We start from the raw sequence: 19,222 nt of genomic DNA, 5'->3' as shown, positions 1-19,222 counted from the left end.
TACTCTCTTATCAAGTGAGCAAATGATCGGGCTTTAGTCCTACAAGGGGGATGTGGCCGTTGCTCCAACGATGGCTAGGAGACCTCGGCGGATAGTGGCCAATGAGATCAGTAGCCATTTCTTTGAGCAGCGAAAAAACCAGAGCTGACCAGCGTCCGCTTTGGGTCGATACCTGCCACTCAGGGCGCCGCCCCAATTTCACGAGCACTCATGGTTACGTAACGGCTCTCTCAAAATCACTGAGCGCCTGATTGACCTTGTATCGAAGCATCAGCGATGCAGAAAGCTTAACCATAGCTTCGAACAAGACATGCCCTGATTCGATCTCACACTGACCAACGCAATGCCCCGCATATTCGCCAGGTTCGTATGCGTAAACTGTGTAGTAAACCCTACCAGCCTTTCGATTCAATCCCGCCGTGATATGCGTGACCGCCCCTTCCCTCACACCTGATCCAGGATGTGAAAACTCCAAGACGTCTTCAAACGGAATAAACATCGCCGATGCGGACATCACAAAGAGACTCACGATATCCAACGCTTCTTCAACGTTTTCAATCTCAGCCACCGACGCATGAGAGCAGTGTTGAACCACGTGGTTCTCAAAACCCACACGACAATCGCCCTCTGATGTTATCCATACGCCAGAACGGTAAGAGAGCGGACACTGTTCCGCTCTTTTATCAGTCGCCCCAGCAACGTGCCGGTGGTATTGCGCGCAAGCGTCTGAACAAAGGCGACGTGGCTTTCAACCCACCGCCAGGTCTTTGAAATCCACTTCTCCTTTTTTCCAGAACCCCGCCGCCTGTACATCTTCAGCGTTGAATCCCCGCTCCCTGAGCAGATGCTGGCGGATCTTTTTGACTACCCCAGACTCGCCACCCACCCAAGCCCCGCCGGACTGGTTGGGCAGCGGTGAACAGCGGATTGCTTCGTACATGGTCGAGGCAGTCTCGGGGTTTTCAGCATCGCGGAGCAGCCATCGGATCACGGCGTTGGGCCGTGCCGGAAACTCGAGGATTTCGCTTTCTTTGCTCACTTCAACGAAGACATGGAGCTCTTTCTCAGGCGTGGTTCGGGCCATGATTGCCTGAATAGCTGCGAGTGCAGACTCATCGCCAGCAAGCAACAGCCAGCTTCCGGCATTGTTTTCGACGAGGCCTCCTCGCGGCCCCGATACGGAAAGGCGGTCACCGACGCGGGCGTTGGCTGCCCATTGCGACATTGGCCCGCCACAGTGGAGCGCTATGTCGAAGGCCATGCGCCGACTCTCGGCATCCCACTCACGGACGCTATACGCTCTGCCAACAGGAACACCCTCATTGCTGCCTTCAAGGAATAGCTTTACCCAGTGGCCAGGCCTTCCATCCGGGTAGTCGAACAGGCTGACGCCAGTAACGACTATTCGCCGCAGCAGGGGTGAGACTTCCAGCACTTCTACCACTTTCACTGGGCGTAGTCGGGCATGATGACGCAGGGGGCGAGTTGTCACTTCCATGTCTGGTAGTGACGTAAGTGCGGGGATGGGTCGTGACTTCATAATCACTCCGCCGATGCGCAGGGCCATCCCACAGGCACCCAATAACGTGGCCATCACCTCTGGCAATTCAGCCGGGGTTGGCTTCCCATGCACCTGAGATTTTTTGCGCGAAAATGAGCTCAGCGCTCCCAATAACTCCAGTTCATTTTGCGAAATAAAAGGTGAGCCTGGGCCGAGGAGTTCAAAGTCGGGGTTGTGCTCCTGTATCAATTTCATCAGCCGCGCGAACGCAAAATGATGCGCAGGATTCACCCCAAGTTCTTCGAGCAAGAATCCCGCCTGCTGGGGTCCGGCGCTTTTCCAGTCCAAGGCGCGTAGCGCTCTGAGCAATTTGACTTCTAAGGGGGAACAGTGGCGCCTGGACAGTAAAGTTCGCTGTTTTCGACTCTCCATCGGATCATTCCTCAATCTTGATCAAGGTTTGGCGGGATGACGAATTCATAAAAGTCTCCTGCCGCTCGGGTTACCGCGTCATTGATTATTGAGGCTTGAGTTTCGCGCAATAGTCGCGGGCAAACTGCGATGCAATGCGCCCCGACCGCGATCCTCTTTGGGTGGCCCAGCGGTTCGCATGGGTATGTGCTTCTTCAAAGGCCTTCTCAGGTACCCCATAGGTCGTAAGCCATTGATTGACCGCATTGATGTATTCGTCAGGGGAGAAGCTGTAGAAGGTAATCCAGAGCCCGAAGCGTTCAGATAAGGAAATCTTTTCTTCAACTTCTTCTCCAGGGTGGAGAGCGCCGTCTTCGCCTCGGATTCTGGACAAGTTGTCCGATGCTTTTTCGGCAATCAGGTGGCGGCGGTTGGACGTCGCGTAGATCAAGGTATTCGTGGACTGTCCCGCAATCGAACCGTCCAGTACCGTTTTCAATCGCTTGTAGCCGATCTCTCCCTCTTCAAAGGACAGGTCGTCACAGAAGAGAATGAATTTACCGGGCTGACTACTGACCAGTTCGATCACCTCAGGCAGGTCACCGATGTTTTCCTTATCGATCTCGATCAAACGCAAGCCCTGGCCATGGAATTCATTCAGGCAGGCTTTGACTAGCGATGACTTGCCCGTGCCTCGGGAACCCGTGAGTAAGACGTTGTTGGCTGGTTGGCCGGAAATGAAATTCTGCGTGTTGTCTCTTATCAGCTGAGCCTGGCGATCCACGTTTTTCAACTGGCTGAAATCGATCAGGCCCGGATGTTTGACAGGCAGCAGTACCGCATGGCTGACGCCCCGATGGGCCCTGTATTGCCATTGCCAGGCGATGACGTCGGGTTGCAGCGAGAATTCCGCACTGGGTGGGTGAGCGCGTTCGAGCGAATCGGCAATGCGCTTGAGCTGGATCAGTATTTCCAGTGAGAGCTGGTTCTGAGAGTCGACGGGAGTGTTCACGATGATTAGCACGCAGGTAGGGCGATGAGGCCTTACATCATGCTAAGTTGGCGAATATCCGTCTAACGCATAAGGGGCATGCATCGTCGAGTTATGGACATTTCCATCTCTGAGATTGCTCGGCAGCATCCGGACCAGAGCATCTACACGCTGGCCCTCGATCTCGCCAGTGGCACCAACATCAACATCCACCAACATCCGGAGGGGCAGCTCCTTTTTGCACCAGCGGGCGTTCTGGCTGTGACGACAAACGCCGGTTGCTGGGTAGTGCCTGGTGGCCATGCTCTGTGGATTCCCGCCAACGAACCTCATTGGACGCGCACCATCGGCAATTCCAGGATCAGAACCGTCTATCTCAGTGACGAGCGCTCGGCGGGGTTGCCCGTTGCCTGCACGCTGATCGGCATATCGGCCTTACTCCAGGAGCTGATTTCTGCCGTCCTGCTCGTGACAGGGCACGGCTCACGGGAAAGTCGTAATCATCATTTGATGGCGCTGCTGGTCGAGGAACTTGTGGCAGCGCCCACGAGCGCAAGACTTTTGCCGATTCCCGGGAGCAACAGGCTAAAGGACTTGTGCCGGACAATTTCAGCTAACGCTGCCTTGGACTGGGGCCTGGCGGAGTGTGCGCGGTTTCTGGGTATCAACATGAAAACCGTACAGCGCTGGTTCCAGACCGACATGGGCATCAGCTTTGGGGAGTGGCGCAAGCAAATCAGGCTGTTCGTTGCCCTGGAAAACCTCGCGCTTGCGAAGAGCGTATTAGAAGTGTCCCTCGACGCTGGCTATTCCAGCCCCAGTGCTTTTTCGGCCATGTTTCGACGCGAGTTCGGTATGTCGCCCAGTGCTTTTCAGAAAATCTGAAACGCAACTGTGCTGAGTAGCGCTGGCGGCGTGCAGCCAGGCTCCGCGAAGCAATAGGTAAATGATCTGATGGGGCCCGGATGGCGTCGGCTTCCGGCCCAGAGTGTGTAAAAACGTCACGAGCGATGATGAGGCAAGGCAAAAACAGGCGAAAAACGGCCGGGGTCGCGACCGACTCTAGGTGTTCTAAATGAGCATTTTTCGCATGTTTTTAACGCAGCATCATCAAGCGCAGTAGTTTTTACACAGTCTGGGCCAGAAGCGGACATGAGAACTCATGTATCCTTGCCCCGTGTCGCCCTATCAGAGATAGCCCATTGTCCCTCCCTTCAGAATCCCACGGTCACCACGCCCCCTCTTCAGAAAAAGCAGCTGAAAAGTTGGCCGAAGATCTGCGAAGAGTGGTGGGCAATCTTGTCCGGGAAGTACGCAGTGGATCGCAAACACACTCCTCGGCACAGTCTGAAACCTTGGGTTTGCTTGACCGTCATGGCCCAGCGAGCATTAGTGCGATGGCTGCGCATCGTCATGTCAAGCATCAAAGCATGCGGCTGGTTATCGCCCACTTGGAGCAACAGCAGCTGGTGACACGACGTCCTGATCCGAGCGATGCCCGAACGCAACTCTTCGAGCTGACCCACCCAGGTCGAGCCGCGCTCGAACACAGCCGCCATCAGCGAAGTGACTGGCTGGCTCGCCAGCTCAAGGACAAGACCACCGCGTCCCAGCTGCAAACACTCGAAGCAGCGGTCAGAATTCTGGAGCAACTGCTTGCCGCAGGCTCGAACGATCAATCAGCCTGAGCGCAAAGTTGCAAGCACACTCGGCAATGAATTGATCCCCCAGTGCTCGACATATTGACCATTGCGGATGCGAACGATGTCGATGACATCAATGGATACTGCACGTCCCGTTGCCGGCATACCGATAAGCGACCCGGAGTGGCAGCCGGTAATGCGCTTTCGGGTCGTCACCTTGTCCTCTTCAGCGACCTGATCCAGCACCTCGACCTGGAGGTCGGACAGAGCCGGATGCAGAACATTGTGAAAGGTATGCCATAGACCTTCCCGCCCGCTGTCCTGCCCTGCCGCTGCTGAATGGTTAATGAAATCCTGCGCAACGAGCATTTCAAACTCGTGCCGGTTGCAGTTCTCGATAACCTGATGGTTGAAACGATGGACGATAGCTTTGTTCACTGCCGACATAACAACCCCTGACGCCTGAATGTCTGGAAACCCAAATATATACAGTTAGACTGTATATATCTAGAGCATCCACGAGCCGTGTTCACTGACACACGCCAGGTTTTGATCCATCGCTGCCAGTTACGACCTTGTGCTTTGGGTTTCGACCATAGAGCCCTCAACCAATGCCCGGATCTCTGCGAAGGCATCCGAAGCCAGACTGGCCGGGACGCCCCAATAATCAAAGATTCCCCCCTCATCCTGGTGCTGGCCGCAAGTCACGAAAACGCCAGTCCCAAAGCGCTGTTTCAGTCGACTCGCCAACCAGCCAACGAACCCGCTGTTGTCGATACCGTGAGGAAAATGGAAACGGAAGACGCCAAACAGCTCCTGCTCGGAGGCTCTGCAGGGGACCAACTGACTCCACACCTTGTCATCTCGAACGAGCGCCAGTGCATCGGGATGTACGGCTCCTGGGAAAGATGACAAAGGAAACTCCAAAAACGCATACGTGCCGGTAAAGAATCGGACGCGCGCCTGGGTCATGACGCGTAATAGCCGACGCTCCGCATCCTCAGTCGTTTCGTGCGATATGTTCACCATTTCCATATCTCCGCTCTGTGAAGCGCAATGCGCTTGCGTTGATTGACCCGAGCGATGTTAAGCAGGAAGATTTTCAAGATAAATGCCCGACATAGAACAACATTGACAACCAAAGGTTGTAGATATGGATAAGCTGAAAAGCATGGCCGCCTTCGTCGCAGCAGCAGAGGCAAGCTCTTTCTCCGCAGCAGCAGCACTGCTAGGCGTCACTCCGCAGCTGATTGCCAAACAGGTAGGAAACCTGGAATCACAACTAGGTCTCAAGCTCATCACCCGGACCACTCGCCGTCAAAGCTTGACCGCCCTGGGTGAAGAATATTATTCGCGTTGCAAGGCAATCCTGAAGGATGTTGAAGATGCTGAAGCGCTGGCACTGGCGGCAAACTCCACGCCGCGCGGGAAGATCAGAATCAGCGCACCGTATAATTACGGCTCACATCGGTTGATCCCGTTCCTCACCCAATACCTGACGCGCTACCCCGAAACGGAAATCGAACTTGAACTGACAGACAGGTTCGTGAACATCGTGGAAGAAGGATACGAAGTCGTTTTCCGGCTGGGCAAACCGCAATTAGCCGACAGCGCTGCGTTGGTGCAGCGCGGTTTGAAACCTTTCAGGATGTTCGCCTGCGCATCGCCTGCTTATCTATCGCGCAAAGGGACCCCGCTCCACCCCGAGCAACTCGTGAACCATGACTGTCTGGGCTATCTATTTTCCGATCGAATGACGGACAAAGTCTGGCGCTTCACCAAAAATATGCAGGCGTTCACAATCCCCATTACCAGCCGACTGAAGGTCAATAACACCCTGGCCAAGGTCAATGCAGCATTGTCGGATTTCGGCATCACGCTCTGTGTAGAAGACGTGCTCATGCCCTATGTGCAACGTGGAGAGCTGGTTGTACTTTTCGAGGACTTCGAAGGACCTACCTACCCCGTCAATCTGATCTACCCCGCCGACCGTCGTCCCTCAGCAAAGGTCAGACGCTTCATCGACGAAGTCGTCGATGCTCTCGGCGTGCCGCAAGGCAAGCGCAGCGAGGGCTGATACCGAGCCTGCGTTTTTAGCAACCTCACCTGCCGGTGATGATGGCTATCTTGGCAACGTGAGAGCCTGACGCCGTCAGTTCACGAGTTGCTGCGCCAGGTATGGCTGCCAATTCCAGCTATCGGCCACCAGCAGACGCTGGCCTGTAGCTTTTCAGGATATTCACAAAGCGCGACAGCCTCGCCAAGACTTCCAATACCAAGACGGCTAAAAATGCAAAAGAGGCCCGGAGGCCTCTTTTTTTAGTGCACTGTGGCGCCCGGATCCCGGCGCAATTCACTTCACAGGCGGCATGTCGATGTCGGTGTCGTTGATGCGGTTGAAGGTATTGGTGAAGATGGTCAGCGCGATCGTCAGCGAGATTTCCGCCAGTTGCGCATCGCTGTAACCCGCCTGGCGGATTGCGGCAACATCCGCATCGCTAAGCGTGCCGCTGGTTTTCTGCAGCTTCAGTACGAAGCTGACCAGCGCATCGCGCTTGCTCTCCCCTGTCGAAGCGCCTTGGCGGATCTGGGTCAGTACTTGGGATGGCAGGCCGGTCATCTTGCCCAACATCACGTGGGCCGCGACGCAATAGTCACAGCCGGTCTGTTCGCTGACCAGCAATTTGATGGTTTCCAGGTCCTGCTTGCTCAGGCTGCCATTGGCCAGCACGCCCTCGGCGTTGAGCACAGCGGACAGTGCATTCGGCACCAAATGGCCTAACGCGGCAAACAGATTAGGCACGGTACCGCCGGCGATTTTCCGGACTTCGGCATAGACGTCAGCGGTGGCGCCAGTGGCAGTTGCAACAGCGGGGATTACGATGCGGCTCATGGTGAAACTCCTGCTCGGTGGGTTAGATGGCTCCACTTTATCCAGCACCCATGATCTTGTAGAGACTAAAATCTCTCACTATAGTGCTCATAAGTATCAACTACGGACATTGCCATGACCGCTTCTTCCCGCCAGCAGGACTGGCTCAGCCGACTGCTGGAGATGATTACCGTCAAAGGACGCCTGGAACTACGGTGCGCATACGGGGCGCCGTGGCAGGTCGTGTATGAAGACTCGGAACCGGGAGAGATGCCTTATCACGTGGTGATGCGCGGGTCGGCCATTCTCGAAACGCCGGGCCTTGGCGCGCCGCAACGATTACAGGCGGGGGACGTGCTGCTGATGCTGCATGGCTCTGAACACGTATTGCATGACGGCAGCGGCATCACGCCGCCCAAGGCGAGCTACCGTGATGAGCTCAATCTGGTGGTCAGTGAAAACACCGGAGGCGGTGAGCCGCTGGAAATGCTCTGTGGCCGCTTCGTGATCCGGCCGCCCCACGACCGCTTCATCAGGGATTATTTGCCGGGCCGCTTGATCGTCCGCACGGCGAGCCAACCCGCTGACACGCAGACCCACACGCAACTGACTCATCTGCTGGCCGTGATGCGGCAAGAGTCACTGGTCGCAAGCCTGGGCGGCAATGCCATGCTGGACGCCCTGTCTACCGCGCTGTTCACCATGACCCTGCGCCTGGCCAGCGAATCGGTGGATACCCCGGTGGGCCTGCTGGCGATGGCCGGGCACCCCAGGCTGGCACCGGCACTCACCGCGATCTTCAACGACCCGGCCCGCGCCTGGACGCTGCCGGAGCTGGCGGACCTGTGCAACATGTCCCGGGCGACCCTGATCCGTCATTTCCAGGACAAAGTGGGCAAGTCGGCGAACACCATCCTTACCGACGTGCGCATGACCATGGCAGCCAATGAACTCACCTCCACTACGCTGCCTACCGAGGCGATTGCCGAAGCCGTCGGGTATCAATCCGTTGCCGCGTTTCGGCGTGCGTTTACCCAACGCATGGGCATGACCCCAGGCGACATTCGCAGGTCCAGACACCTGGCCGCGACTCCGTGAAGGGGCCATGAACGCAAAAAGCCAGGTGCCACACCGCTTCGGTGGCACCTGGCTTGTCAGGCAGGATGTGCAGTCAACCTCAGACGGATTTCACCTCACCCCCGTCGATTCGCAACGCCGATCCGGTCATCCACTTCGCAGGCGGCGACACCAGGAACGCCAGCAGGTCGGCAATCTCTTCGGGCTCACCAAATCTCGAAATCCCGGCGTTCTGCGGAAACCTGATCGTCGCTTCTTCAACGCTCATGCCATTGGCAGGTGCCCATTTTTCCAGAAAGGAACGGCGGCGCCCCGTCATCACCGGCCCCGGCAAGACACTGTTGACCTGGACGCCGTCCTGGATACCGCGATCAGCGAACGCCTTGGCCAACGCCACAATGGCAGCGTTGATGGTCGCGACCGCTGCATAGCCGGCTTTCGGCGTATCCGCCGAGTTGCCGGACATCAATACCACCGAACCTCGCGATGCCTTGAGCGCAGGCCACGCCGCCAGCGTCATCCGCCGTGCGCCGTGCAACTTGAGCTCGGCACCGTTGTGCCACTGCTCATCGGTCATTTCGAACAGATCGATCTGAGGCACAGCCCCGGCGATGTTCAACAGGGCGTCAATCCTGCCAAACCGGGCCAGGGTTTGTTCAACCACTTCTGACGGCACACCCGGCGCGGAGATATCAGCGTCCAGCACCAGCGTTTGCACACCGATCGCCTCAACCTGCCGGGCCGTGTCTTGCAGGTTTTCGCGGTTTCTCGCCACCAGAACCAGTGCCTCAAAATCCTTGGCCAGGCGAAGGGCCGTGGCGCGACCGATCCCCTGACTTGCACCCGTGACAATCGCTACAGACTTCACCATCGCAACTTCCTCATTCAATGCATTGGGTAGGGATCAATCGACAACCACGACCATTTTCCCGGCCGCTTCATTGGCCTCCATGACACGGTGAGCCTCATGGATTTCCTCGAATTTGAAGACTCGCGTCGGTTTGACGTCGAGCCTGCCGGCGGCTGCCTCCTGGGCGATGGCCTGCAGCGGCACATCGGCCAACGGGAAGCCCTCGGTGCCGAAGACGAAGCTGCCAAAGAAGGTCAGATAGACGCCACTGGACATCTGCAACAGCGGATTGAAATCGGCGATGGGCTCAAGCCCGCCCAACCAGCCTGCCAGGCACACGCGCCCACCCCGGCGAACGATCGCCAGCGAATCGATCACCGTGCTGTTGCCCACCAGATCGAGTACTGCATCGAAGGTTTTAGCGCCCTTGATACGAGCGGACAGCTGCGGACCTTCCAGTTCCACAGCCACCGCGCCGAGGTCCTTGAGCATCTGCGCACGGTGCTCGCTGCGGGTCGTGGCGACCACGCGCGCCCCTGCGTTCACCGCCAGTTTCACCGCTGCCTGGCCGAACGATGAGGTCGCACCTCGAATGAGAACGGTCTGGCCTTTCTCGATCTCCAAATTGCGGAAAAGACAGGTCCACGCCGTGGCGTAGGTTTCCGGGATCGCTGCCAGCTCGGCCCACGGCAGATCGGCGTCGATCAAGGCCACGTTTGAAACCGGTGCGCGAGTGTATTGCGCGTAACTGCCGTTAATGGTTCGGCCCAGCCCTCCCATCAAGGCAGCCACCTTCGCCCCGACCGGGAATTCGCCACCGGGACATGACTTCACGATCCCCACGCACTCAATGCCGCTGACCGGTGCCGCTTCCGCCCATTCACCCCGACGCATGTGCATCTCGGCGTGATTGATGCCGAACGCCTTGATCTGGATGACGACGTGCCCTTCATTGGCGGTGGGCTCCGGGATGTCTTGATAAACCAGGCTGTCCAGACCGCCGAATTTCTCTAGAACGATCGCTTTCATAAAATTCTCCTGTAGAGGCCGTTTAGGCACCTGATCCGATTGGCTGGGTGAACGTCGCGTGGTCGCGTGAGAGGGAGCCCAACGGCGGTCGCCATGGAGCACCGGCCGAGCAACCTCTCTACTGCTGGCTTGGAGGTTAGTAACAGCCTAGTAACTTGTCAAACTTATTTTGAATGGTTACTAATTTCAACACCTAGAGAGAAAGCGAGCATTCGCTGAGCACCCATTTGGACGGTCTGGCGATGTTCACCGCGGACGCCCCGGCGCTGGTTTTCTTGGATTCCGTGCTTCACTGGCTTCGCCAGTCAGACTCTTTCAACTAAAGCACCCGCGGCAAGAAACGTCGGTGGTGCAGCATGGCGGTGTGCCGCAATCGCGCCAAGGCGGCGGCGCACCGCGGGCGCAAGAAGTCGGACGCGGTGTGATGGGAAATCCTGAAACAGGGGAAAAATAAATAACCTTTATAAATGCTTATAACAGGTTACTAAGCGTTTGATTCGCTGACAGCCGTAAAGCCGCTCTTCTCGAGTCGCTGCCATGGGCGGCGCATTCGCCCTTCCTGGATCAAAAGCCCATTCCGTCAGCTACCGCCCGGATTGATCTTTTCTGAGGATTTGAGACTTTTGAGCATCTTTTAGATATCTATCAGGCTTAGGGGTATTAACGATACGCCCTACCATGGCGTCATTGACCACTACCTAACACTCGATGGAGTTTCCAATGTCACGTACCCACATCCCGTTCCTGGCGCCTGCCACTCAGGCTGCCCACCTCGCAGCGCCAGGGAGGACTCAAGCATGAATTATCTAATCAACGTTCTCGGGCGCTCGGGCCTCATGAAGCGCGATCTCGACTACCACTTGCTCCGCGCCGCGATGGTGGTCATCTTCGTCTGGTTTGGCTATGACAAATGGTTCGTTGCCGAGATCACCGACTTGCTGCCGCTGATCACCAACGGCCCGCTGATTTCATGGACCATTCCGGTACTGGGCGTCAAAGGCACCAGTGTCTTCCTGGGCACAACAGAATGGACATTTGGACTGCTGATCTTCCTGGGTTTCTGGAACAAGAAGCTTGGAATACTGGGCGCCCTCGGCTCCTGCGCCACCTTCATCGGAACCGTTACTATCATACCGTTCGCACCCGGAGCCTGGCATGAAGGCGCCGGCGGTTTCCCAGCGATGACGATCGTGGCCGCGTTTCTTCTGAAGGATCTGGTATTGCTCACAGTCTCGGTCTACCTGCTTAGGCAGGACGTTGCCCGGCAGTTGAAGGTGGCTGAGCAGGCCGCCTCCGCTGCATCAGATCGTTCAACACATTAGACGCTGGGTTCGAGTTTCATGGGCTTCTGAGAGAGCGGTTTAACCCGTAGCTTTTGTTCCACCACGACCCCAAACGCGGTCGCCGGATAAAACATATCTACTCAAGAGGATGATGAAATGAGCCTACGTACCTATGAACCTCTCACTGCCGATAACGCTGCCCTCATTCTGGTCGACCATCAGGTTGGCCTGATGACCGGCGTGCGCGACTACTCGACCGGCGAACTGAAGCACAACGTAGTGGCGCTCGCTAAAGCCGCCCAGGCGCTCAATTTGCCAATCGTGGTGACCACCACTGCACGGGACAGCATGTGGGGTCCGACCTTTCCCGAATTGGTAGACGCATTGCCCGGTATCGAAATCATTGACCGCTCCACGGTCAACGCTTATGACGACGAACGCGTGGCCAATGCCATTGAAGCCACCGGGCGCAAGAAGCTGATCTTCGCTGGCATCTCACTGGAGGTCTGCGCGGCGTTTCCGGCGATGACAGCTGTAGCGCGGGGCTACGACGCCTATGTGGCAGTCGACGCATCGGGGACGTTCAGCGACACCAAGCATCAAGTCGGTCTGTTGCGCATGATGCAGGCCGGTGTGATTCTTTCTGACTATGCGACCCTGATGGTCGAGATTCTCAAGGACAACGGCAGGCCTGAAGCAGGTCCCGTCTATGGCGCACTCGACATGCCGTGGGCAACTCTGGTCGGGCAAATTGCCTCGGCGTACCGCGGCTGAAACGTCCTGGCCCCATTACTGGAAACACCCGCAATATCCCGGCACAATCGCACCTCAGCGTCCAACCATACGAACGATGAGGTGACGAGTGCTGGATCTCAACGACTTCTTTTTCTTTGTTCATGTGGTCGACCGGGGCGGATTCACCGCCGCCGGTCGAACCCTGCAAATCCCCAAATCCACGCTCAGCCACCGCATCCAGCAACTGGAGACCAACCTGGGGGTACGCCTGCTCAACCGTACCTCTCGCAAGTTCGGGATGACCGACGCCGGTGCGGATTTTTATCATCATGCCGTGGCCATGCTGCGTGAGGCCGATCTGGCGGAGAGCACGATCAGGCATCGTCTGACCGAACCGACCGGCACGATTCGTTGCACGGCGGGCAATGCGACGATGCAGTTTGCGATGTCGGAGATCATCGCCGATTTCCTGGCTCAATACCCCAAAGTCAACATCGTTTCCCACGCGGCAGACCGGACCGTCGACATCGTTGGCGAAAACTACGATGTCGCCGTGCGTGCCCATTCCGGCCCCCTGCCCGACTCCGACCTGGTGCAGCGTACGCTCGCGCCTGCTCCGTGGTTTCTGTTTGGAGGTGCCAGCTACCTGGACGCCAAGGGTGAACCTCAGACTCCCCAGGATTTACACAAACACCCCGCACTGTTCATGGCCCGATCCGGCGTAGCGCCGGTGTGGCGCCTGCGCCATGCACACCAGGCGAATGAGGAGGTGGTCATTCCCCTGGAGCCGAGACTCCAAAGCGACGACATGACCGGCTTGCAGCACGCCGCTATCAGTGGCTTGGGCATCGTGGCGCTGCCAGGTTATGTCTGTCGGGCAGCGGTGCGCTCCGGGGCGTTGAGGCGTGTGCTGCCGGAATGGCTTGCTGGAGACTCCACGATCACTGCGCTCATTCCTTGCCGACAGGGGCTTCTCCCATCGGTGCGAGCTTTCCTCGACCATCTGGCTAAAGAGTTTCCGAAAAAAGTACTGATGTAGATCGTCCAAGGTCATGGACGTTGAGTCCTGAAACCGACGGCTTCTCGGGACTCGGGTTCACCTCTAGATTGGCTATCAACAAGACGCCAATCAGAGGGCCGGATCATGAATCATATCGCCACGCTTGAAACCGACGTGCTGCTCACCCAGCGACTGGGACAGGTCGTTTCGGGCGTCACTCACACCATCGGCGAAGGCTTTACAGCACTGCACTTTTCAGAAGAAATGTTTGCCTCCCGCATGGATCCCCTGCTGATGGTGGATCATTTCGTCATGACGGCACCCACCTTTGCCCCGCATCTCCACGCCGGCATTTCTGCCGTCACGGCGCTGTTCGAAGATTCACAAGGTGATTTTCTAAACCGTGACACCCTGGGACATAACCTCGCCCTTAAAGCTGGCGATCTCTACTGGCTGGCAGCCGCGAGCGGCGCGGCTCATGAGGAAACGCCGGCAGCAAATGCCCGCGTCCATGCCTTGCAACTGTTCGTCAATCTCCCAGCTCATCTCAAGCAAGCACCGGCCCGCACGCTTCACGTCACAGCCGAGCAAGTTCCTGTCATTCACGAGCAGGGGCATCGCGTGCGAGTGGTGCTGGGGCACAGTGGCGATGTTAAAGGGGCAGAGGGAACACCTGAGCCCCTGACATTGCTCGATGGATTTCTGCAAGCGAACGGTGCGTTCACTCATGTGCTACCGCAAGGCTTCCAGGCCTGGATCTACGCGGTCGACGGCACTTTGTCCCTTCGCTGCCAGACCGAAGAGCGCAGTATTCCTGCCGGTCACGCCACCACGGTAAATGCGGGTGCGCAGAGCGAACTCGCGATGAGCGCGAGCGAACCCTGCCACTTCGTCCTGATCGCCGGCAAGCCAATCGGGGAACCGTTCATCAAACGTGGCCCGCTGGTGATGACAACCGAGGAAGACATTCGCCGAACCCTCGCCAAATACGCCAAAGGTGGCTTCGGACAGATTCCGACCTGACGCGCACCTGACCAAAACGCTGACCCGTCGCGCGATCTTCTCACCGCGTGCATGGGAAACCTTTGCCCTCAATTTGAAGAAGGTGACCAAACATGACGCCTACCAACAGCCTCCACCTTGAGCCCGCTCGCGTTACTACGCTGCGTATTTCGCCTGATGAACATTTACGTGAAAGCGCTTTGCGTGAACATTTTGCTCGGTTTTGGGCCACGATTCCGGGCGAACCCAGAGCGGTGTACGACGCCTTTATCGGCGCCACGCCACTCGCGGCGGATACATCCCTGCGCGCCGTAAACACCGCGACCGTGAACGGGTGGTGGGTAATACCCACCGACGCCCTCCCCGGCCAGATCATGCTTTACCTGCATGGCGGCGGATACGTTCAAGGCAGCGCTCGTGCCTATCGCGGCTTTGTCAGTCAGATCGCTCAGCGGACACGAACGGCGGCGCTGGTAATCGACTACCCGCTCGCCCCGGAAAGCACCTTCATTCAAGCCACCGACGCCGCGCTGGCAGCATGGTACTGGTTGATTGATCAAGGTTACACACGGATCGCAATGGTGGGGGATTCCGCCGGAGGTGGTCTCGCACTGGCGACACTGGCCACCCTATCCAAATCTGCCGGAGCCATTGCTCCCCTGGCAGGCGTGGTCTTTTCACCTTGGGTCGACCTGACATTCAGCGGTGCCTCAATGACCGACCCGAATGTGAACGACCCACTCATCGGCTATGCGTATCTCCAGCAATGCGCCCGCCAATACCTCGCCGGAGCCGATCCAGCGGATCCGCGAGCTTCGCCATTGCTCGCTGCCCTCGACAGCTTGCCGCCGCTGTTGATCCAGGCCGGATCCGACGAGCGCCTTCTGGACGACTCACGCCAGTTCGCCGCACGTGCAAGCCAGGCAGGGACGCAGGTCGAGCTGGAAATCTGGGAAGGCTTGCATCACGTGTTTCAGCTTGACCTCGCTCACCTGCACAGCAGCGCAACAGCGCTTGATCGGGCCGGAAGCTTTCTATGTCGCGCCTTCGACGCGGCGTGACCTCATTCATCCATCAGAAATACGCTCTCAAACAAGGAGAAAGACCATGACAACCGAACAGACTCTGGATCAAACATTCGACGTCATCATCGTGGGCGGCGGTTCTGCCGGGGCGGTGCTTGCCAACCGTTTGAGCGAAGATCCGTCACGCAGGGTCCTGCTGCTGGAGGCCGGACACGCCTATGCCTCATCCGAGTATCCAGACGTGCTCGCCAACGCCAACCGGGTCGGCGGTGATCCGGCACACGACTGGGGGTATCACACCTCCGATCACCTGGGCCTGGGTCACGACGTCAACGCACTGCGAGGCAAGGTCCTGGGGGGAAGTTCAGCGGTAAACGCCGCAGTGGCCATGCGTGCCCGTGCTGCGGATTTCGAGAACTGGACGCGTAAAGGCATCAAAGGCTGGACGTTCGATGACGTTCTGCCGGTATACAAGTCGCTGGAAAACACCCCCTCCGGCGATGACGCCTGGCACGGTCGCTCAGGCCCGTTCCCGATTCGTCAACGCACGATGGAAGAAAACACCCCTTCGATGCAGGCCTTCACGCTCGCTTCGCAAGCGGTGGGTTTGAAGCGGATCAGCGACTTTAACGGCGCGGAGCAAAACGGTGTTTCGCCCTACCCGCTGAACGTGGTGGATGGCCAACGCATCAATACCGGCATGGCCTATCTTACTGATGACATTCGCCGTCGCCCGAACCTGGCGATTATGGGCAATGCGGAAGTGGACCTGGTCACCTTCGAGGGGCTGCAGGCCACCGGTGTTCGTCTCAACGACGGCCAGACATTAACCGCCCGGCAAATCATCCTGTCGGCCGGTGCATTCGGTAGCCCGGCCATTCTTCTGCGCTCGGGCATCGGTCCATCAGCCCACCTTGGCGAGCTGGGCATTCCCCTCATCGTCGATGCGCCAGTGGGCGAAACACTCAAGGAGCATCCGTTCTATTACAACGTCTACGCGCTGAAGCCGGCCACTAACTCGATGATCCCCGCTGCGGGAGCAATCATCTGGACGCGTTCCAGTGAAGCGGAAGGCGACGCGCTCGATCTTCATATTTCAGGAACGCATATTTTCGATCCCGCACAGAGCCCCACCGGCGGTGCAATCGTTCTAGCGTGCGCCGTCACTTTGCCCAAGTCAGTCGGCTCAGTGCGCCTGGCCAGTCGCGATCCGAATGTTGCCCCGGTGATTCGCTATAACTTCTTTCAGGACCCGAGCGACCTGCGTCGCATGATGGAAGCCGTCAAGCTGTCCCGACAAATTGGCAGAACCGCTCCGTTCAGCAACACGGTCGAATTTGAAATGACGCCGGGCCCAGACGTTCAGGATGACGAGGCGTTGAAGCAGGCAATCATTGCCTCGGTGGACGGCTACGCCCACCCGACGTCAACAGTACCCATGGGGCCCGCCGATGATCCCGCCGCCGTGGTGGACGAAAACGGCGCAGTGCGGGGAGTAAAGGGACTGCATGTGATCGACGCCTCGATCATGCCAGAGATCCCATCGGTCGCGACCAACGTGACCACCATCATGATTGCCGAGGCCATCAGCAAAAAGCTTTGACACCCACTCAGTGAGAGCTCGCCATCGCGATGGCACCAAGTCTCGCGGTGGCAAGAGTCACGCGCAATGACAGGAGACCTATCATGCTGATTAACGCCGTGAGTACCTTGCAGATCGAAGGGTTACCCGGAATGAATGCGCAAATGGAAAGGCTGCTTTCGGCGGTCGTTCCCACACTCAAACAATTACCAGGTTGTCTGGGTTACGAATTCTTCCGAAACCCCTGTCATCCGCATGAATGGATCATTACCGGGTGCTGGGCAAATCAACAGGCCATGCACCAGCACTTCGAAGCCCCCTCAACCAAAATATTGATATGGGCAATCGCCAGCAAAGCCTGCGCTGTTCGGTTTGCAAGTTTTGACAATACTTCAAACGACTTGGGGTCATCATATGAGCATTAAATCCTCCCTCCCGACGACGTTGCCCGATGCAGCCCAGGCGTTTGGCACGCCCTCTCCAGAAACTCACAAAGGAAACCTCAGTTACCTGCCCGTCGCGTTGTTTGGCTCGGTCATGGGTCTGACGGGGTTATCGTCGGCGTGGAAGCTTGCGTATGAACTCTATGGTCTGCCTTTGTGGGGGTCGCAAGTGATCGGCGCCTTGGCCATCGTCGCATTTCTGCTAATGGGCACAGGCTACGCGATCAAGGCGGCGACCGGACTCAAGACAGTTAGAGCTGAGTTCCAGCACCCCATCGCCGGAAACCTGTTCGGAACCCTTTTCATCAGTCTGCTGCTGATACCAATACCGTTATCCGATTACAACTTGCCCTTGGCACGGGGAATCTGGAGCGCTGGCACGCTTGGCATGATCTTCTTTGCTTGGTTGATCATTTCCCGATGGTTAAGCCAACGCCAGCAAACAGCCCATGCAACGCCTGCCTGGATTGTTCCTGTGGTCGGTCTGATCGATATCCCGCTCGCGGTGCCAGCGCTCCACATGCAGGGTTTGGATGATCTACTCATGTTCTCCTTGGCGCTGGGCCTGTTCTTCGCCATCCCATTGTTCACGTTGATCATGTCGCGCCTGATGTTCGAAGAGCCTGTCAGTGCCGCGCTGCAACCCTCGCTCATGATCCTGCTCGCACCGTTCGCGGTTGGATTCTCCGCTTACGTCACCGTCGTAGGTGGCGTTGATCGATTTGCGAGCGCCCTCTATATGCTCACGCTGTTCATGCTGACCGTTCTTGCCGGGCGGTTACGCTATCTGGCCATCAGCTGTCCGTTCCGCTTGTCCTGGTGGGCTGTGAGCTTCCCGTTAGCGGCTGCCACCGTTACCGCGCTGCGATACGCAGCCTACAAGCCCAACTTGTTCACACACTCCGTGGCACTCACCCTGCTGGCAAGCGTCACGTTGATTTTGTTGTGGATGGCTCTCAGAACGGCGGTAGCGACTCTGCAAGGAAACCTGAAAGCGTTGGCGGGATAAGACCGTGAGGCGGGTTTCCAGGATATCGGTCGCGAGAGGCAGCTTCCGGCCAGAAGCGGTCATTTAATTGCCCGCTTTTGTCAAAAAAATGATTCGCAGCCTGAACGTCAGCCAATGGCCGGAAGTAGTCAGCAGCCATCGTGTGAAATTCACTCCTCATGAATGCCTGCCGGAATAGCTACGATTGATCATCTTCACGGTAGGCAACAAGAAATTCGTCGGATGCAACGAAGTCTGCCGCCGCTCGTAAAGCGGCAGCCGAATCGCTGCCCATGACCGCTTCGACGCGTTCGTTGGCAGTGGCCCAATAAACCAATGCGCGCTGCCACAGTTCAATGCCGTCCTGGGTCAGAAGCGCACGCTTGGTTCGCTTGTCATGTTCGTCAACCTTTAGCACCACCCAACCGTCCCTGATCAGGGGCTTCAGAGCGTGCGTGAGTGCAGAGATCTGAATGGCGAGTTTGACTGCCAGATCCTGCAATGTCGGAGCCTGCCCATCGTTATCTGCCTCCATCCTCACGATCTCGGTCAACAGAGAGACTTGGGTGGATTTCAGGCCTAAAGGCGCTAAAGCCTCGTCATACAAATTTCCCAGACGCCGAGCAGCAAGCCGCAGCGCTGTGTTCGTACAGACAAGCGATTGATATAGATTTTCTTCGCCCGTCGCGATTCTGGAGGACCGGGAAATCGCCGGTAGCTTGCTAGAAATTTTCGTCATGTCTGAATAATGGTTGAGCACAACACCATTGACAAGCCCTGCCTTTCAAGC

The 19,222-nt window shown here is 57.4% G+C and carries 21 protein-coding genes and 1 pseudogene; 13 read left to right on the top strand and 9 right to left on the bottom strand.

Annotated features, from left to right (window positions below; genetic code table 11):
• Positions 1–214: 214 nt before the first annotated feature.
• The 3 genes from ACIQAL_RS21455 to ACIQAL_RS21445 all read right to left on the bottom strand — a co-directional run bounded on the left by ACIQAL_RS21455 (position 215) and on the right by ACIQAL_RS21445 (position 2,924).
• Positions 215–613 carry a hypothetical protein gene (locus tag ACIQAL_RS21455; protein ID WP_401149189.1) on the bottom strand — a complete coding sequence of 133 codons (399 nt, stop codon included), beginning with the start codon at positions 611–613 and terminating at the stop codon, positions 215–217.
• A gap of 135 nt (positions 614–748) precedes the next feature.
• Positions 749–1,810, bottom strand: coding sequence for a siderophore-interacting protein (locus ACIQAL_RS21450; RefSeq protein ID WP_401149188.1), 1,062 nt, complete (start codon positions 1,808–1,810; stop codon positions 749–751).
• A 208-nt stretch (positions 1,811–2,018) separates the two neighbouring features.
• On the bottom strand, positions 2,019–2,924 hold the full coding sequence (locus tag ACIQAL_RS21445; RefSeq protein ID WP_401149186.1) for an ATP-binding protein: 906 nt from the start codon (positions 2,922–2,924) through the stop codon (positions 2,019–2,021).
• A gap of 93 nt (positions 2,925–3,017) precedes the next feature.
• Here ACIQAL_RS21445 and ACIQAL_RS21440 point away from each other — a divergent pair, with 93 nt between their 5' ends.
• Together ACIQAL_RS21440 and ACIQAL_RS21435 are read left to right on the top strand one after the other, a co-directional pair.
• On the top strand, positions 3,018–3,788 hold the full coding sequence (locus tag ACIQAL_RS21440; RefSeq protein ID WP_401149183.1) for an AraC family transcriptional regulator: 771 nt from the start codon (positions 3,018–3,020) through the stop codon (positions 3,786–3,788).
• Between the two features lie 317 nt (positions 3,789–4,105).
• Positions 4,106–4,591, top strand: coding sequence for a MarR family winged helix-turn-helix transcriptional regulator (locus ACIQAL_RS21435; protein ID WP_401149181.1), 486 nt, complete (start codon positions 4,106–4,108; stop codon positions 4,589–4,591).
• Here ACIQAL_RS21435 and ACIQAL_RS21430 read toward each other — a convergent pair.
• On the bottom strand, positions 4,583–4,993 hold the full coding sequence (locus ACIQAL_RS21430) for an ester cyclase (protein ID WP_401149178.1): 411 nt from the start codon (positions 4,991–4,993) through the stop codon (positions 4,583–4,585). The genes ACIQAL_RS21435 and ACIQAL_RS21430 overlap by 9 nt on opposite strands.
• Before the next feature lie 120 nt (positions 4,994–5,113).
• A complete protein-coding gene (locus ACIQAL_RS21425; protein WP_401149175.1) occupies positions 5,114–5,581 on the bottom strand; it encodes a DUF6196 family protein in 468 nt (155 codons plus the stop codon).
• 118 nt (positions 5,582–5,699) lie between these two features.
• On the opposite strand from ACIQAL_RS21425, the gene ACIQAL_RS21420 reads away from it, so the two are divergent.
• Positions 5,700–6,623, top strand: coding sequence for a LysR substrate-binding domain-containing protein (locus ACIQAL_RS21420; RefSeq protein ID WP_401149172.1), 924 nt, complete (start codon positions 5,700–5,702; stop codon positions 6,621–6,623).
• 276 nt (positions 6,624–6,899) lie between these two features.
• Here the strand turns inward: ACIQAL_RS21420 and ACIQAL_RS21415 are convergent, their stop codons facing one another.
• Positions 6,900–7,439, bottom strand: coding sequence for a carboxymuconolactone decarboxylase family protein (locus tag ACIQAL_RS21415; RefSeq protein ID WP_401149169.1), 540 nt, complete (start codon positions 7,437–7,439; stop codon positions 6,900–6,902).
• A gap of 114 nt (positions 7,440–7,553) precedes the next feature.
• On the opposite strand from ACIQAL_RS21415, the gene ACIQAL_RS21410 reads away from it, so the two are divergent.
• The gene (locus ACIQAL_RS21410) at positions 7,554–8,516 is read left to right on the top strand and encodes a cupin domain-containing protein (RefSeq protein ID WP_401149165.1); all 963 of its coding nucleotides are present in this window, start codon (positions 7,554–7,556) and stop codon (positions 8,514–8,516) included.
• Between the two features lie 79 nt (positions 8,517–8,595).
• Here ACIQAL_RS21410 and ACIQAL_RS21405 read toward each other — a convergent pair whose 3' ends face one another.
• Both ACIQAL_RS21405 and ACIQAL_RS21400 read right to left on the bottom strand, forming a co-directional pair.
• The gene (locus ACIQAL_RS21405; RefSeq protein WP_401149162.1) at positions 8,596–9,366 is read right to left on the bottom strand and encodes an SDR family oxidoreductase; all 771 of its coding nucleotides are present in this window, start codon (positions 9,364–9,366) and stop codon (positions 8,596–8,598) included.
• Positions 9,367–9,399: 33 nt separating this feature from the next.
• On the bottom strand, positions 9,400–10,374 hold the full coding sequence (locus ACIQAL_RS21400; protein ID WP_401149160.1) for a zinc-binding alcohol dehydrogenase family protein: 975 nt from the start codon (positions 10,372–10,374) through the stop codon (positions 9,400–9,402).
• Positions 10,375–10,712: 338 nt separating this feature from the next.
• Here ACIQAL_RS21400 and ACIQAL_RS21395 point away from each other — a divergent pair.
• The 9 genes and pseudogenes from ACIQAL_RS21395 to ACIQAL_RS21355 all read left to right on the top strand — a co-directional run.
• Positions 10,713–10,799 (top strand): annotated as a pseudogene (locus ACIQAL_RS21395) (CGNR zinc finger domain-containing protein); the annotation flags it as partial.
• A 372-nt stretch (positions 10,800–11,171) separates the two neighbouring features.
• A complete protein-coding gene (locus ACIQAL_RS21390; protein ID WP_401149157.1) occupies positions 11,172–11,696 on the top strand; it encodes a YkgB family protein in 525 nt (174 codons plus the stop codon).
• Between the two features lie 117 nt (positions 11,697–11,813).
• On the top strand, positions 11,814–12,431 hold the full coding sequence (locus ACIQAL_RS21385) for an isochorismatase family protein (RefSeq protein ID WP_341962772.1): 618 nt from the start codon (positions 11,814–11,816) through the stop codon (positions 12,429–12,431).
• Positions 12,432–12,519: 88 nt separating this feature from the next.
• Complete coding sequence (locus tag ACIQAL_RS21380; protein ID WP_401149154.1) at positions 12,520–13,431, top strand: LysR substrate-binding domain-containing protein; 912 nt, start codon at positions 12,520–12,522, stop codon at positions 13,429–13,431.
• 105 nt (positions 13,432–13,536) lie between these two features.
• Complete coding sequence (locus ACIQAL_RS21375; RefSeq protein WP_401149151.1) at positions 13,537–14,415, top strand: pirin family protein; 879 nt, start codon at positions 13,537–13,539, stop codon at positions 14,413–14,415.
• Positions 14,416–14,507: 92 nt separating this feature from the next.
• Positions 14,508–15,455, top strand: coding sequence for an alpha/beta hydrolase (locus tag ACIQAL_RS21370; RefSeq protein ID WP_401149150.1), 948 nt, complete (start codon positions 14,508–14,510; stop codon positions 15,453–15,455).
• Positions 15,373–17,022, top strand: coding sequence for a GMC family oxidoreductase (locus ACIQAL_RS21365; protein ID WP_401149147.1), 1,650 nt, complete (start codon positions 15,373–15,375; stop codon positions 17,020–17,022). The genes ACIQAL_RS21370 and ACIQAL_RS21365 overlap by 83 nt, the downstream gene beginning before the upstream one ends.
• Positions 17,023–17,105: 83 nt before the next feature.
• Entirely contained in the window at positions 17,106–17,426 is a 321-nt protein-coding gene (locus ACIQAL_RS21360) for a putative quinol monooxygenase (RefSeq protein ID WP_401149144.1), read from the top strand.
• Complete coding sequence (locus ACIQAL_RS21355; protein WP_401149141.1) at positions 17,416–18,453, top strand: SLAC1 anion channel family protein; 1,038 nt, start codon at positions 17,416–17,418, stop codon at positions 18,451–18,453. Before ACIQAL_RS21360 ends, ACIQAL_RS21355 begins: the two co-directional genes overlap by 11 nt.
• Before the next feature lie 178 nt (positions 18,454–18,631).
• Here the strand turns inward: ACIQAL_RS21355 and ACIQAL_RS21350 are convergent, their stop codons facing one another.
• Positions 18,632–19,171 carry a MarR family winged helix-turn-helix transcriptional regulator gene (locus tag ACIQAL_RS21350; RefSeq protein ID WP_401149139.1) on the bottom strand — a complete coding sequence of 180 codons (540 nt, stop codon included), beginning with the start codon at positions 19,169–19,171 and terminating at the stop codon, positions 18,632–18,634.
• Positions 19,172–19,222 lie beyond the last annotated feature (51 nt).

Source organism: Pseudomonas sp. NPDC088368, from assembly GCF_044753445.1.
GTDB classification, from domain to species: domain Bacteria; phylum Pseudomonadota; class Gammaproteobacteria; order Pseudomonadales; family Pseudomonadaceae; genus Aquipseudomonas; species Aquipseudomonas bambusae.
This window is presented reverse-complemented; position numbering and strand designations above follow the sequence as displayed.